Source organism: Streptomyces sp. NPDC058678 (assembly GCF_042714835.1).
Lineage (GTDB): Bacteria > Actinomycetota > Actinomycetes > Streptomycetales > Streptomycetaceae > Streptomyces.
In genome coordinates, this window is the sequence record NZ_JBHXSG010000044.1 from 47,414 (window position 1) to 61,589 (window position 14,176).

Genomic DNA, 14,176 nt, shown 5'->3' on the forward strand with positions numbered 1-14,176 from the left:
CACACCCGCATATCGGTCCCTGGAGCCGCTTCCCGCGGAAACGCGTTGTCACGGGCCAAGACGGTCGCCTACCGTCTCGGGCGTGCTGCCTCTGGTGGAAACGGACGAGGAATGGGACGCGGTCGTCCCGGACGAGACGGTCATGCGGGCCGGCGCGCGCGACCTCTGCGCACGACTCGGGCTGACCGACGCACCACTGACCCGCTTCCCGGAGGGGTCGCAGCCGGTCTACGCGGTGGGCGACGACCTCGTCCTCAAGCTCTTCCCGTCCTCCGCCGCCCGGGACGGCGTCGCCGAGGGCCGAGTGCTGTCCCACCTCCACGGGCTGCTGCCCGTCCCCACACCGCGGGTGCGCGACTTCGGCCCGTACGAGAACGGCTGGCAGTACGTCCTGATGACCCGCCTGCACGGCGAGAACCTGGCCCACGGCTGGGACCGCCTGCACCGGACCGACCAGGAGCGGCTCGTCGCCGACATCGGCGAGACCCTCGCCGTACTCCACTCCCTCGACCCCGCACCCCTCGCGGACGTCCTCGGCCCCGGGGACTGGGGCGCCTTCCTGGACCGCAGGCATGCGGTCGCCGTCGAACAGCAGCGCCGGAAAGGACTGCCCGCCGCATGGCTGGAGCAGATCCCCGACTTCCTCGCCTCGGTCAACCTCACGCGCAGCCCACGGCCCGCGCTGCTGCACACCGAGGTCATGGCCCAGCACTTCCTCGTCGCCCCCGACGGCTCCCGGCTGACCGGCCTCTTCGACTTCGAGCCGGCCATGATCGGCGACAGGGCGTACGACTTCGTCGGCGTCGGCCTGTTCGTCACCCGCGGCGACCCCCGACTGCTGGCCCGCCTCACCGCGTCGTACGGCCAGGCCTTCGAGCCGGCCGAACTGCTCGCCTGCACACTGCTGCACGTGTACAGCAACCTTCCCTGGTACCTGCGCGAACTGCGCGCACCCGCCGAGGGAACGCTGACCTCCCTCGCCGAGGCATGGTTCGGTACGGCGTGACGCCCGAGGAGCCGGGTGCCGTGGCGGCGCGCCTCACCGGGCACCCGGTCACCGCGGTGCGCCCGCTGTCCGGGACACTCGCCGAAGTCACCCTCGACGGCGGTCCGGTGGTCGTGGTCAAGCCGGGGGAGGGGCCCGGCGCGGTCGAGGCCGAGGCGGCCGGGCTGCGCTGGCTCGCCGACGCGGGGGCGGTCCGCGTGCCGACCGTGTACGGCCACGACGGGCGTCGTCTGGTCATCGAGCGGGTCCCGCGGGGCCGGCCCACCGGCGGTGCGGCGCTCCGGTTCGGCCGGGACCTCGCCGCCCTGCACGCCGCCGGGGCACCCGCGTTCGGCGCCCCGCCGCCCGGCGGCCCGAGGGACGCGTACATCGGACGCGCCCCGATGCGCAACGCCGACGGCACGGACTGGCCGGCCTGGTACGCCGAGCACCGGGTGCTGCCCTACCTGCGCAGCGCGGTCGACGACGGCACCCTGCGCCCCGCCGAGGCCACCGTGGTCGAGGAGGTCTGCGCGCGCCTGCCCGACCTGGCGGGCCCGCCCGAACCGCCCGCCCGGCTGCACGGCGACCTGTGGAGCGGCAACGTCCTGTGGGGCACCGACGGCGAGGTCCACCTCATCGACCCGGCCGCGCACGGCGGCCACCGCGAGACCGACCTGGCGATGCTCCACCTCTTCGGCTGCCCCCACCTGGACCAGGTGCTGGACGGCTACCGGCAGGCGGCGCCGCTCGCCGACGGCTGGGCGGACCGCATCGGCCTGCACCAGCTCTTCCCGCTGCTGGTGCACACCGTGCTCTTCGGCCGCGGCTACGCCGAACAGGCCCTCGCACAAGCACGAACGGCCCTGGCGCGCTGATCCGCGCGCCCGGGCCGTCGTACGAAGAACGCCTTGCGGCGTGACGTGGAGGGCGAGGAAAGCGAAGGGACTAATTTCAAGGGAGTTTGAGAAGGAAGCCCCTTCATGGCCTCGCCGTGGTCAACGCTAGCAGTCAGTCGGGGATCAAGTCGCGCAGATTTTCGAGGGTGATGATCCGGGAGTCCGGGTGCAGCCCCTCGGGGCGCTCCAGGCCGATGTACGTGACCGGCCGGTCCGGCACCGACTTGCCGTCCCACACCGTCATGCCGGTGGTGGCGCCGTCGGCCATCCGCTCCGTGAGGTAGCGCACCGTCAGCTGCTCGCGCTCGACGATGCCGCGCAGCAGCGTGGCGACCGAGACCCGGTTGCCCTCGACCCGGTTGGACGTCGGGGTGCCCTTCAGGTACAGGTGCAGCCACTTGGCACACCACCGGCCGTCCTCGCCCCGCACGAACGCCAGCGGCAACGCCACCCGGCCGGGCCCCCGCAGCTCCGACTTCATCCGTACCGTGCGCGCCTCGAACGGCCGGCCCTTCTGCTCGCCGTCACGCAGCATGAACCCGAAGAACGACTCCTCGACCTCCTCGAAGCCCTCCCCGGAGAAGAGGTTGACCTGCGGCACCACGAAGGTGCCCCGCACGGCGCCGAGACGCAGGTTGATGAACTCCGAGGCTCCTTCCGGCGCTTCGACGATGTCACCGGAGTGCTCGCCGTCCACGGCGGTGAGGTTGGTGTACGACAGCCAGGAGACCGTCTCGTAGTCGGCGCCCAGCGTCAGCGCCGACAGGTCGTAGTCCGTCGTGCGCTCGCTCTGCTTCCAGTACACGAAGAAGCGCAGCAGCTCCCCGTCGACCGGGGAGACCGAGCCGCGCGGCAGCACGCCGAGGCCCGCCGCGGTGGCCTTCCCGCTGAGCGGGAGCGCCACGTCCAGGACATCGGGGTCGATCAGCAGGTGTCCCGGCGCGGGGAGCCGGCGGCTGATCTCCGCGTCGAGTGCGGCGACCAGGCGGTCCCGTTCCGGTGCCGGCAGGGGCGGGCGGTCCTCGTCGCCGACCCAGGCACGGCCCAGGCGGTTGATGAAGACACGCCGATGACCGGACTCGTCGGAGCGGTTGTGCAGGTGCTCGCGCACCGACAGCACGACCCGACCAGCCACCGAGGGGGCGACCTCCTCGGCGGCGGCCACGACGGTCTCGCGCTCCTCCTCGGTGACGGCCGTACGCAGCAGCCGGTCCAGCGCCCGGAACAGCCTGCCGGGAGCGGACTTCAGCATCCCGGCCGCCGCCACCACGTCGCCCGCGCCGAGCAGCTCCTCGACCCGGCTGTCGAACGACGGCGCCTTCAGCTCGCCGCGCGCGACGGCGAACACCTCGCCGGCATGCGGCCACCGCGGGTACTCGTGCGGGTGCAGCCGCTCGCCGAGGCGCTTGAACTCCTCGCGGTGCGCGTGGACGTCGGCGAGCTTCGCCGGGACCGCGGCGACGACGTCGTCCAGACCGGCGAGCAGCGCACGCCGCACGGGGCGCGACAGCGCCCGGAACCGCGTCGGCTCCTGCAGGGTCACGTCACCGCCCGACAGCGCGCACGCCAGCCGAAGCACGTCGGTGACGGTGTCCAGCAGCAGGTCCGCGCCCACCTTCAGACGGGCCTCGTTGACGACGGCACGGTTCTCCCGCACCGAGATCGCCTCCGGCTGGGGCCCGCTCGCACACTGCTCCGCGAGCGCCTTCAGGTCGCGCAGACCCTCCTCGCCCAGCGGCGTGGCGCTGCCGGCCAGGGCCAGGTACAGGCCGGTGACCTCGTCGTCGAGCGCGCCGCCGAGGTGCAGCACCGTCATCCGGTCGCCCGCCGCGGCGATCAGCTCGTCGTGGGCGGCGAGCATCTCGGCGTACGTGTGCTGGTAGCGGCCGTACGACGGGAGGGTGAGCAGGTCGACCACCCCCCGGCGCAGCTGCTGCAGTACGCCGGCCCGCGCCGTGCTGTCGTCGAGCGCCTCGGCGATGCAGCGCATCCAGAAGTCGAAGGTGTCCGGCACGTTGGCCGGGAAGTCGACGAAGTAGACGTTGTGCTGGACGTGGTCGCCGACCATCTCACGGACCGTGCGCAGCGTGCGCACGGCGGTGTCGACGACCGTGCCCTCGGACAGCCCCGACAGGCGCTCCAGCAGCTGAGCCGACAGCTTGAAGCCGACGGACATCAGCGCGGCGTCGAACTGCCGCGCCGCGACCTCCCCCGCACCGGCGGGTCCGGCGGGGGAGGGGAGGCGGTGGGTGTGCCGGACGACCAGCGGTTCCAGACTCTCGACCATCCCCGGATGATCGCAGAACGGCGCACGCCACCGCACCGGAGTTTTCGACCGGTGTTCGAGTCAGGAACGCTGGTCCTGCTCGGCCTTCTTCTCCTTGACGCGCACCGCTTCCCTGCGCACCTCGGCCTGGGTGGCGCGCTCCTTCTCCAGCCATTCCGGCCGGTCCTGCTTGAGCGCCTCGATCTGCTCGGTGGTCAGCGGCTCCGTGACCCCGCCGCGCGCCAGACCGGCGATGGAGACGCCGAGCTTCGCCGCGACGACCGGGCGAGGGTGCGGGCCGTTGCTTCGCAGCTCCTGCAGCCACGCGGGCGGGTTCGCCTGGAGCTCGTTCAGCTCGGAGCGGGTGACCACCCCGTCCTGGAACTCCTGAGGGGTGGCCGGGAGGTACACACCCAGCTTCTTCGCCGCGGTCGCGGGCTTCATCGTCTGGGTGCTCTGGTGCGACTTCATGGTGTCCAGACTATCGACCGCGCACGAGACGTCCGACCACGGCGGGTAGCCTGGCGTGGTGACAGGCTCGCCAGCATCCCCCTCGTTCCGGCTCGCGTACGTCCCTGGAGTGACCCCCGGCAAGTGGGTGCGGATCTGGCAGGAACGCCTGCCGGACGTCCGCCTGGAGCTCGTCGCCGTGTCGGCCGCCGAGGCGTCCGACGTGCTGCGCGCCGGGGACGCGGACGCGGCGCTCGTACGGCTCCCCGTCGACCGTACGGTCTTCAGCGTGATCCCCCTCTACACGGAGACGACGGTCGTCGTGGTCCCCAAGGACCACGTCGTGACGGCGGCCGACGAGGTAGTGGCCGAGGATCTCGCCGACGACATCGTGCTGCACCCCCTCGACGACGTCCTCGACTGGGAGCGGCCGCCCGGACAGCCCGCCTTCGAACGCCCCGCCTCGACCGAGGACGCCGTCGAACTCGTGGCGGCGGGCATCGGCCTCCTCGTCGTCCCCCAGTCCCTGGCCCGCCTGCACCACCGCAAGGACCTCACCTACCGCACCCTCGTGGACGCACCCCGGTCCGACGTCGCCCTGGCCTGGCCCGAGGAGGCGACGACCGACCTCGTCGAGGACTTCATCGGAATCGTCCGCGGACGAACGGTCAACAGCACGCGCGGCCGGGCCCAGGCCCCGGCCGAGGCCCGGCCCGAGCGCAAGCGGGCCGAACCCAAGGGCGGGGCACGGAAGCCGGCCGCGGGCAGGTCGGCGGGCAGGGGTGCCCGGGGCGGTGCCGGTGGTTCCGGTGGTTCCGGCGGCTCCACGGGGAAGGGCGCGCGGCGCGGCAAGCCCCGACGCCGGTCCTAGGAGCAGTCCGTCAGGACGTGAGATGCCGGCTCTCCATCACCGGCCTGCCACATCTCCGATCAGGGCCCGCGGGAAGCGAACCCCCGCCACGATGACGTCCGCCTTGCACGGCGCACGCGGGACCCGGGGCCGGAGCCGACAAGGGCCTCCGGCACCGGGCTTCGCACATCGATCAGGGCGTGAAGGACGCCTCCCGCACCGTACTCACCACCTTGTCGCCGTCGGCCCGGGCGAGCAGCCCGGCGGCCACCCACGCGTCCACCGTGGACCGCACCCGGGACACCAGGGCACCCTTGCCGCGGAACGGGGCCGCGGCCCAGATCTCGTCCAGCAGCGTGGTGCCGTCGGCCTTCGCCGGGTTGGCCACCCCGGAGTCGACGGCGCCGAAGACCACGCGCGGTTCGGAACGCCGGAAGTAGGCGTGCGTCGGATCCTCCGTCCCCTCGGAGAACGGGGCGAACTCGGTGCCGTCCAGGGTGTAGTGGAGCGGCTTGCCGCTCACGGGCGTCAGGGTGGGCAGCAGGTCGCCGGAGAGAGCGGCGTTGCCGTACAGGCCGAACGGCAGGTGCTCCGTGGCCGGGTTGCGGGCGACGAGGTTGACCGGGCCGTAGAAGAGGGTCTGCAGCGACGGGTCGTCGAGGGCCTTCTCCACCCGCAGCCGGAAGGGTAGGGAGACGCACACCCTGTCACCCTTGCGCCACGTCCGGGACACGGCGAAGTAGCTTCCAGGAACCGGAGTGCCGGACACCGCACGCCCGTTGACCGTGACGCGGAACCCGGCACTCGCCCAGGACGGCACACGCAGCCGGAGCTCGAAGGTGGCGCGGCCGCCGCCGATGGTCAGCTCGGTGCCCTGCTCCCTCGGGTAGTCGGTGGTCTGGGTGACCGTGACGCCCTTCTCCGCCCAGGTCAGCGTGGACGGGCTGTAGAGGTTGACGTAGAGGGCCGTGCCGTCGGCCTTCCTGAAGTACACCGAGTCCTGGTACTTCGTCGCGCTCTCCATGCCGGTGCCCTCGCAGCAGGTGGTCCCCTGCTTGGGCGTGTAGTCCCGCACATGACCGGGCGTCAGCCCGATGAAGTACGTGACGAGCGGCTTCTCCGCGTCCGCCTTGTCCTGCTTGGAGCCGAGCACCTGGTTGTAGAGCGCCCGCTCGTAGTAGTCCATGTACTTCGGCGACTGGTCGTGGAAGAACAGCATCCGGCTGAGCTTCAGCATGTTGTACGCGCAACAGGTCTCGGCGGTCGTCGAGCTGATCGTCCCCGCGATCACCCCGGAGGCCTTCCAGAACTCCGTGGTGCTGGTGCCGCCGATGCCGTACATGCGGCCCGGCACGACCATGCCCCAGAAGTTCTTCGCGGCGGTGAGGTAGCGCTCCTCGCCCGTCGCGTCGTACAGCCGGACCAGCCCGGTGAAGATCGGGATGTGCTGGTTGGCGTGCAGCCCGTCGAGGATGTCGGTGTTCGCCGCGCAGGCGTCGATGAGCTTGTCGAGGTCGAACAGCTTGGCCAGCGCGAGGTGTTCGGCCTTGCCGGTGAGCGAGTGCAGGTCGACGATCGCCTCGACGATGCCGCCGAACTCACCGCTGGAGAAGATGCCCCACATCCGCTGGAGGGTGGCGTCGGGCAGCTTGGACAGCCGGGAGTACATCCAGTCGCACATGCCCGACGCGAGGTCGAGTGCCCGTGCGTCGTCGGTGGCGCTGTACGCGTCCAGCAGGCCCCTGAGGATCTTGTGCGCGGTGTAGTACGGCGCCCACACCTTGGTGTAGTCCGGGCTGGTCCGCGACTCCAGCTCGATGAACTGCGTCTCCGGGTAGGCCGCCAGGAACCCGGGATGGCTGGGCGCGCCCCAGGTGCGGCGCAGGGTCGCGGTGAGGTCCCGGCCGGAGGCGTCCGCGAAGGCCGAGCCCGTGGTCTCGTCGAAGGCGTACGACGCCAGGTCGCCCCGGCCGGCGGAGACCTCGGCGGCCCGGCTGCCCTGCAACTCGCCGACCTCGGAGGCGGTCAGGGCGCGCGACCAGACGTTGAACTCGTCGAAGGCGCCCGCGAAGACCGGGTCGGCGGAGTAGTGCGAGCGGCCGAGCCAGTGGTGGGCGAGGGCGCCGAGGACCGCCGGGGTGAGGGACATCGAGGTGTTCTGCGCGACGGCCGTGCCGTTGACGTACAGCGTGCCCGTGCCGCCCGCGATCGTCACCGCCAGATGGCTCCACTGGTTCAGCGGCAGCGCGGCGGTGCCGTTGAGGCCCTGCTCACCGCCGGCACCGCTCGTCGTGACGGCGAAGCGGGGCACGCCGTTCGCGTTGCGGGCGGCCAGGTAGAGGTAGCGGGTGGTGTCGTTGCCGAAGTCGAGGATCCGGGTCCAGTTGGCGTCGTGGGTGGGCTTCACCCAGGCGGAGAGGGTGAGCGCCGAGGCGCCGTCGAGGACGCCGGTGGGGAGATCGACGTACTGGTAGGAGCCGCGGACGTTCTCCGCCGAAGTCCCGAACTTTCCGGGGGAGTTCAGCACGACCGGGTCGTGACGCAGCGCTTCGCGCACTTCGGTGAGCGCCTCGACCATGGTCAGGGTCTTGTCGACGAACACCTGCTCGCCGGTGCCTGCGTACGCCTGGGCCAGCATGGTCAGGAAGTGACCGGTGTAGTGGCCGCGCAGGTTGCCGTTGGCCTCACCGTCCAGGCCCTCCCAGCCGCCGGGGGCGACGGCGCCGCCCGTGGCGAGGCCGGCGTTGGCGCGAAAGACCTGCAGTAGCCGGTTCACGTCGTAGCCACGGGCGTGGTCGAGCATCAACTGCCGCTTGTCGGCGAAGACGCCCTGCCCCAGTTTCACGTCCTCGAGCGAGAACGGTCGTACGGTCCACACGGACGGTTCCTCCGAAACTGCGGCGACTGCCCGGCCGGTCGCCGCGTTAGAGATCGCGGGGGTCACCGCGGCGAGCGCGGCGGCCTGGAAAAGGTGCCGTCTGGAGAGGGGCGGTGCCATGTGTGCGCCTCCATGGGTCCACAAAATGCGGATGTTCGGGATTGCGAACGCTGTGCGGATAATCGACCAGACGATAGGGATGGTGAGGGTGAGGGTCAACGGGGCGGGAGCTTCGAGTTCCGGCCGTTCTCCAGGGGGCCGGTCCCGCCGTTCTCCACGGGCCCGGTCCGGCCATCCTCCGTAGAGCGGTCCTGCCACTCGCCAAGGGGCCGGGCCGTGCGCGAGGCGGGCACTCCGTCAGGGCCCCGCCCTCCATCCGTACTCGGCGGGCGGCGCCTACGTGAACATGATGATGGACGGTGGGGAGCGCTCCGGCGGGAATCGGCAGCACGTCGATCCCATGCCGGGAGCACCACGGGACCAGGCCGCGGGCCGAACCGTCGGCCCGCGGCTCGACCAGAGCCTCGACGAACTCCGGTGATCGAGCCCGGCTGCCCTCGGTCGGCTACCGCGGCCCCACCGAAACCGTCCGTACGAGCCAGTCGTACGCGGACCGTGCCGTGAACTCCGCCTGTCCGCCGTGCAGGAGCAGGTCCGCGGTGGCGAACTCCGGGTCGCCGGCCTGCGCGGCCACGTACGGTAGCGCGATGCAGCGCATGCCGGCCGCGTGCGCGGCTGCCGCGCCCGGGGCCGCGTCCTCGACGACCACGCAGGCGGACGGATCCGCGCCGAGCCGGCGGGCCGCTTCCAGGAACACGTCGGGGGCGGGCTTGCCGTGCACGACCTCGTCGGCCGAGACGACGGTTTGGAGGTACCTGTCCAGGCCCGTGCCGGCCAGGACGGCCCCGATGGCCTCGGGCGACGAACCCGAGGCCACGGCCATCGCGACGCCCGCACCCGCCAGCAGCTCCACGAACCGGCGCATCTCGGGGTACGCGGAGGCGGAGGCGCGCGCCAACTCCAGATAGCGGCGGTTCTTGGCGGCCAGGAGCTCCTCGACCGGCGCGCGCAGCGCGTACAGCTCCTTCCAGTGGGCGACGGTCTCCTGCGTACTGATGCCGACGTACCGCTCGTGGTCCTCCCAGGTGAAGTCCGGGACGCCGTGCTCGGCCAGGGTCTGCCGGCCCGCCTCGTAGTAGTTCGGCTCGCTGTCCACGAGCGTTCCGTCGAGATCGAAGATGACTGAGATGCCGTCGAGATTGCTCATGACTTCACGATCTCAAAGGTCATTTCCGGGCCGAACGCCCGATCGACTCCACCAGCGGCAGCAGTCGCTGCGGAACACGTTCGCGCAGAGCCACCTCGGTGCGGGTACGGACCACGCCGGGCAGGCTGATCAGCTTCTGGATCACGTCCTCCAGGTGCGCGTTGTCCCGCGCCACGACCCGCGTCAGCAGATCCCCGCCGCCCGTGATCGAGAACGCCTCGACGATCTCCGGTACGGCGGCCAGCGCGTCGCCCACGTCGTCCAGGTTGCCCTGGGTGACCTCGATGTGCACGAACGCGAGCACAGGGTGGCCGAGCGCGGCGGGGGACAGCGACGGCCCCGTGCCGGTGATCACCCCGTCCCGCTCCAGGCGGTCCAGGCGGGCCTGGAGTGTGCCTCGGGCGACCCCGAGAATGCGGGCGTACTCGCGCACGCTCGTGCGGGGCTGCTCCAGCAACAGCCGCAGGATGCGGGTGTCGAGCTCGTCCACGGCCATGGCGTCCGGCCTCCTCGTACATGGTCCGATGGCTCGCCGATGGACGTGCCGAATCGGTTCTGTCTGTGCCAATGGTCCAGTATTCCAGGCGGCGCTTGAGCCAGGTGTGGCCTTGGTGCTCTGATGGGCACGTCGATGGCGCTGCGGATCCCGCGGCGCCTTTTTCATGCCGGTGTGCGAAGGGGCGGGGAGCAGTGCTGAAGAGGATGTTCGTGGCGCCGGACCCGGGACGGACGAGGCTGCGCTTCGCCACCCGCGCCGTGCTGGGCATCGCACTTGCGGTCGTCCTGTGCGGACTCGCCGGGCACTCCCTTGTCGCTGCCGTCACCGGCGGCCTCGCCGCGCTGCTCGCCCTGTTCACCGTCACGGACACCACGGTCCGCGGGCAGGCAGTCACCACCGCGCTGTTGCCCGCCGTCGGTCTGCCCGTGCTCGCCGCCGCGGCCGAACTGCACGAGCACCCCCTCGCCCGGGACCTCGCCTTCCTCGCCGTGGTCGGCGCGGGCGTGTACGCGCGCCGTTGGGGCCCGCGCGGACACAGCCTCGGCGTGTTCGCCTTCATGACCTTCTTCGTGGCCCAGTTCCTGCACGCGACCACCGACCAGCTGCCCGAGCTGTACGCCGCCGTCGTGCTGTCCGTGCTCACCGCCGCGGCCGTCCGCTTCGGCCTGTGGTGCTACGAGCGCCGCCTGCCCCCGGCCCCCGTACCCGCCCCGCCCGGCGGCACCGGCCTCGCCCGCGTGACCACCCGCCAGGCGATCCAGGCGACCGCCGGCGCGGGCTTCGCCCTCGTGGTGGGCCAACTGGTGTCCGGACAGCGCTGGTACTGGGCCGTCGGCGCCACCTGGTGGATCTTCGTCAACACCACCTCGCGCGGCGAGACCCTGGTCCGCGGCTTCCGCCGCGTCCTCGGCACGGTGATCGGCATCGGTCTCGGCCTGCTCCTCGCCGTCCCCCTGCACGGGACCGCACTGCCCACGGCCGTACTGCTCACCGCCTGCGTCTTCGGCATCTTCTACACGGCCGCCGTGTCCTACACCTGGATGATGCTCTGCGTGACACTTCTCGCGGAGCTCCTCTACGGCCTGCTGGGCGTCCTCGACCCCGCGCTGCTGGCCCTGCGGCTCGCGGAGACCGGGATCGGCGCGCTCGGCGCCGTGCTGGCGGTGCTCCTCGTGCTGCCCGTCACCACCCACACCGTCACCGACGCCTGGATCCAGCGGGCCCTGCGCTGCGTCCACGCCTGCACCGCGGAGGCCGCCACCCGCCTCGCCGGCGGGGCGAGCGCCGACCCGGTGGCCCGGGTGGCCGAACTGGAGCAGCTGCTCGGCCGGGTACGGCTGTCGGTCGCCCCGCTCGTGCACCCGCTCAACCCGATGTTCGGCCGCAAGCGGCGCGCCCGCCGGGTGCTGGCCCTGCTCGACGACTGCGCCCGCGAGATCCGCGGCCTGGTCGCCGTGGCCGCCGACCCGGAGGCCTCGCACGACGCCCGCCTCGCCGCGGCCTGCTGGCGCGTCGAGGCCGCGGTCGAGGCGCTCATCGGCGACGGGCTCGACGCGGGCGCGCGCGACCACATCACGCTGCCCGCGTCCCGGCCGTCTGCTGTGGTGCCTGGGTCCCGGCCGTCTGCCGCGGTGCCCGTGCCTCGGCCGTCCGCCGCTCTGCCCGTGCCTCGGCAATCCGCCGCGGTGCCCCCGCCCCGGCCGCCCGCCGCGGACCCCGCGCTGGCCCACCTGCACGGTCTGGAGCGCGCCCTCGCGGAACTCGCCGCTCCCTTGCGGAGGCCGTCGGGCTCTCCGCTGGTCGGTGCCTGAGAGCCTGCCCCCCTCGTAGGCCCGATGAATCCCACTCTTTTGGTCTAGACCTCACATGATCGGCTGCTACCGTCACCCCGAACGGCACCGGACCGAGAGGGGACCGCGGTGGCAAACGGCGGCAGGCGGAGACAGCGGGCCTTCTTCGGGTCCTTCACGGCGGCCGGAGGCCCCGGGATCGTGACGGCGGACGTGGACGAGTCCACCGGCGCGCTCACCGTCCTGAACAGCCTGGACGGCCTCCCCGACCCCTCCTATCTGGCCCTGGCGCCGGACGGGAACACGCTGTACGCGGTCAGCGAGACGGCCGCGGGCGCGGTGGCCGCGTACCGCGTGCACGGCGACACGCCCGAGCCGGCCGGCCCGCCCGTACCGACCGGCGGGAACGGGCCCACCCACCTCAGCGTCCACGCCGGCCACGTCCTGACCGCCGATTACGGCTCGGGCAGCGTCACGGCCGTGCCCGTGCGCGCCGACGGCAGCCTCGCTCACGCGCCGTCCGGCGTGCTCCGCCACACCGGCTCGGGCCCGCACACGCTCCGCCAGCAGGGGCCGCACGCGCACCAGGTGCAGCCCGACCCGAGCGGACGCTGGATTGTCAGCGTCGACCTCGGCACCGACTCCGTGCGCGTGTGCACCCTGACCGGCGGCGCTCCCGTTCTGCACCGGGAGACCGCCCTGCGGCCCGGCTCCGGGCCGCGCCACCTCGCCTTCCACCCCGACGGCTCGTACGCCTACGTCGTCAACGAACTCACCCCGACCGTCACGGTCTGCCGGTGGGAGGCCGCGGAGGGCACGCTGAAGCCGCTGGTGGAGGCGCCGATCCTGCCCGGCTCCCCGAGCGGTGACGCCTACCCGTCGGGCATCGCCGTCTCGCCCGACGGCCGCTTCGTGTGGACCGCAACCCGCGGCGAGGACGTCCTGTCCACCTTCGCCGTCGAGGGCGAGGGTGAGAGCCTGAGGCTGATCGGCACCGTGCCCTGCGGCGGCCGCTGGCCGCGGGCGATCACCGCGTCGGGCGGCTTCCTGTACGCCGCGAACGAGCGCTCCGGCGACGTCTCCTGGTTCGCCGTCGACCCGGACACGGGACTGCCGTGCCGCGGCGGCTCCGTCGAGGTCCCCGCGGCGTCGTGCGTGGTCATCGGCTGAGCCGAAGCCGCCGCTGAAGCCGCCGAAGCCGCTGAGCCGCCGCCGGAACCCACCCGGGCACCGCCCGGGCTCCGGCCCGGACATGGCGAGGGCCCGCTCCCCGGATGCGGAGCGGGCCCTTCGCCGTACGGTCGTGCCGTGCGCGTCAGCGGACCGGCGCGCCCTGCGGCTGCTGCGGGGCGATGCCCAGCGCGGTCGTGTACTTGGCCAGGGCCAGCTTGCCGATGGCCGGATACGGGCCGAGCGCCTCGGCGGCGGAGCAGTCCGCCTCCCGGGCCGCCTCCGCGACCAGCCCCGGGTCGATCTCCGGCCCTATCAGGTACGGCGCCAGCGCCAGCTGCTGCGAGCCCGAGGACCGCAGCTGCTCGGCGACGGAGGCGATCGAGCCCTCCTGGTCCAGTGCCGCGGCCATCACCGGCACGGCCAGGCGCGCGGCGAGCAGCATGCCGGTGATCCCGGCGGCCTGCACGGCCTCGTCGCCGCCCACCGAGGCCAGGATGATGCCGTCCGCGGCGGTCGCCACGGTGAACAGACGGGCACGGTCGGCGCGGGCCAGACCGGCCTCGGACAGGCGCACGTGCAGCGCCTCGGCGAGCAGCGGGTGCGGGCCCAGCACGTCGGTCAGGTCGGCCGCGATCCGGCTGTCCATCACGGCCTGGCGGATCCGGCGCAGCAGTGCGCTGTCCGGGCCGGCGAGCAGCGGTACGACGACGGCCACGGGGCCGTCCGGCTCCCGGACGTCCACACCGGCGGCCTTGGCCTGCTCGTAACGGGCGGAGCGCTCCCTGGCGGCGTGCACCAGCACGGCCTGCAGCGTGGGGAACTCCGCGTCGTCCCCGTCGAGGTACCCGATCCGGGCATCCAGACCGGGCAGCTCGGAGCGCGCGATGCTCACGACCTCGTCGGCGAGACTGCGCGTGGCGATGCCCGGGGTGCCCGGCACCGCGAGCACGAGCGCGGGCGCGCCCTCGGGAGCCGCCAGCGGCTCGGGTCGGCGGTGCCGCCCGGGCTGGCGAGGTCGCGGCATTCGTACTGGCAGGCCGGACGCGGGCCCAGTGGGGGAGCTCATGGCGTCGCATGTTACTGGCTTCCGGGGTTCCCCTGTTCGGGGAGGGTGCAGGT

At 72.7% G+C, this 14,176-nt stretch carries 11 protein-coding genes; 5 read left to right on the top strand and 6 right to left on the bottom strand.

The features are described 5' to 3' along the window. Positions 1-82 precede the first annotated feature (82 nt). Both ACFWWR_RS32600 and ACFWWR_RS32605 read left to right on the top strand, forming a co-directional pair. Positions 83-1,006, top strand: coding sequence for a phosphotransferase family protein (locus tag ACFWWR_RS32600; RefSeq protein ID WP_383870238.1), 924 nt, complete (start codon positions 83-85; stop codon positions 1,004-1,006). Then, the gene (locus ACFWWR_RS32605; protein ID WP_384307017.1) at positions 1,003-1,863 is read left to right on the top strand and encodes a fructosamine kinase family protein; all 861 of its coding nucleotides are present in this window, start codon (positions 1,003-1,005) and stop codon (positions 1,861-1,863) included. Before ACFWWR_RS32600 ends, ACFWWR_RS32605 begins: the two co-directional genes overlap by 4 nt. Positions 1,864-1,996: 133 nt before the next feature. Here the strand turns inward: ACFWWR_RS32605 and ACFWWR_RS32610 are convergent, their stop codons facing one another. Beyond that, positions 1,997-4,171 (bottom strand): hypothetical protein, encoded by a 2,175-nt coding sequence (locus ACFWWR_RS32610; protein ID WP_383870232.1) that lies wholly within the window; start codon positions 4,169-4,171, stop codon positions 1,997-1,999. A 60-nt stretch (positions 4,172-4,231) separates the two neighbouring features. Further along, positions 4,232-4,621, bottom strand: coding sequence for a DUF5997 family protein (locus ACFWWR_RS32615; protein ID WP_383870230.1), 390 nt, complete (start codon positions 4,619-4,621; stop codon positions 4,232-4,234). 58 nt (positions 4,622-4,679) lie between these two features. On the opposite strand from ACFWWR_RS32615, the gene ACFWWR_RS32620 reads away from it, so the two are divergent. Then, the gene (locus ACFWWR_RS32620; protein WP_384307020.1) at positions 4,680-5,471 is read left to right on the top strand and encodes a LysR family transcriptional regulator substrate-binding protein; all 792 of its coding nucleotides are present in this window, start codon (positions 4,680-4,682) and stop codon (positions 5,469-5,471) included. 172 nt (positions 5,472-5,643) lie between these two features. On the opposite strand, the gene ACFWWR_RS32625 is transcribed toward ACFWWR_RS32620, so the two are convergent. The 3 genes from ACFWWR_RS32625 to ACFWWR_RS32635 form a co-directional block, all read right to left on the bottom strand. Beyond that, entirely contained in the window at positions 5,644-8,448 is a 2,805-nt protein-coding gene (locus ACFWWR_RS32625) for a beta-L-arabinofuranosidase domain-containing protein (RefSeq protein ID WP_384307023.1), read from the bottom strand. A gap of 445 nt (positions 8,449-8,893) precedes the next feature. Then, the gene (locus ACFWWR_RS32630) at positions 8,894-9,595 is read right to left on the bottom strand and encodes an HAD family hydrolase (RefSeq protein ID WP_383870222.1); all 702 of its coding nucleotides are present in this window, start codon (positions 9,593-9,595) and stop codon (positions 8,894-8,896) included. Between the two features lie 19 nt (positions 9,596-9,614). Next, on the bottom strand, positions 9,615-10,091 hold the full coding sequence (locus ACFWWR_RS32635) for an Lrp/AsnC family transcriptional regulator (protein WP_383870214.1): 477 nt from the start codon (positions 10,089-10,091) through the stop codon (positions 9,615-9,617). A 194-nt stretch (positions 10,092-10,285) separates the two neighbouring features. Here ACFWWR_RS32635 and ACFWWR_RS32640 point away from each other — a divergent pair, with 194 nt between their 5' ends. Next, on the top strand, positions 10,286-11,905 hold the full coding sequence (locus ACFWWR_RS32640) for an FUSC family protein (protein ID WP_384307026.1): 1,620 nt from the start codon (positions 10,286-10,288) through the stop codon (positions 11,903-11,905). Between the two features lie 108 nt (positions 11,906-12,013). Next, positions 12,014-13,054, top strand: a complete 1,041-nt coding sequence (locus ACFWWR_RS32645) for a lactonase family protein (protein ID WP_384307028.1) — start codon at positions 12,014-12,016, stop codon at positions 13,052-13,054. Between the two features lie 145 nt (positions 13,055-13,199). Here ACFWWR_RS32645 and ACFWWR_RS32650 read toward each other — a convergent pair whose 3' ends face one another. Beyond that, entirely contained in the window at positions 13,200-14,123 is a 924-nt protein-coding gene (locus tag ACFWWR_RS32650; RefSeq protein ID WP_383870208.1) for a sirohydrochlorin chelatase, read from the bottom strand. Positions 14,124-14,176: the final 53 nt, after the last annotated feature.

Coding starts and splice junctions, on each gene's coding strand:
- ACFWWR_RS32610 (WP_383870232.1), bottom strand. CDS start 4,171: ATGGTCGAGAGTCTGGAACCGCTGGTCGTCCGGCACACCCACCGCCTC.
- ACFWWR_RS32615 (WP_383870230.1), bottom strand. CDS start 4,621: ATGAAGTCGCACCAGAGCACCCAGACGATGAAGCCCGCGACCGCGGCG.
- ACFWWR_RS32625 (WP_384307023.1), bottom strand. CDS start 8,448: ATGGCACCGCCCCTCTCCAGACGGCACCTTTTCCAGGCCGCCGCGCTC.
- ACFWWR_RS32630 (WP_383870222.1), bottom strand. CDS start 9,595: ATGAGCAATCTCGACGGCATCTCAGTCATCTTCGATCTCGACGGAACG.
- ACFWWR_RS32635 (WP_383870214.1), bottom strand. CDS start 10,091: ATGGCCGTGGACGAGCTCGACACCCGCATCCTGCGGCTGTTGCTGGAG.
- ACFWWR_RS32650 (WP_383870208.1), bottom strand. CDS start 14,123: ATGAGCTCCCCCACTGGGCCCGCGTCCGGCCTGCCAGTACGAATGCCG.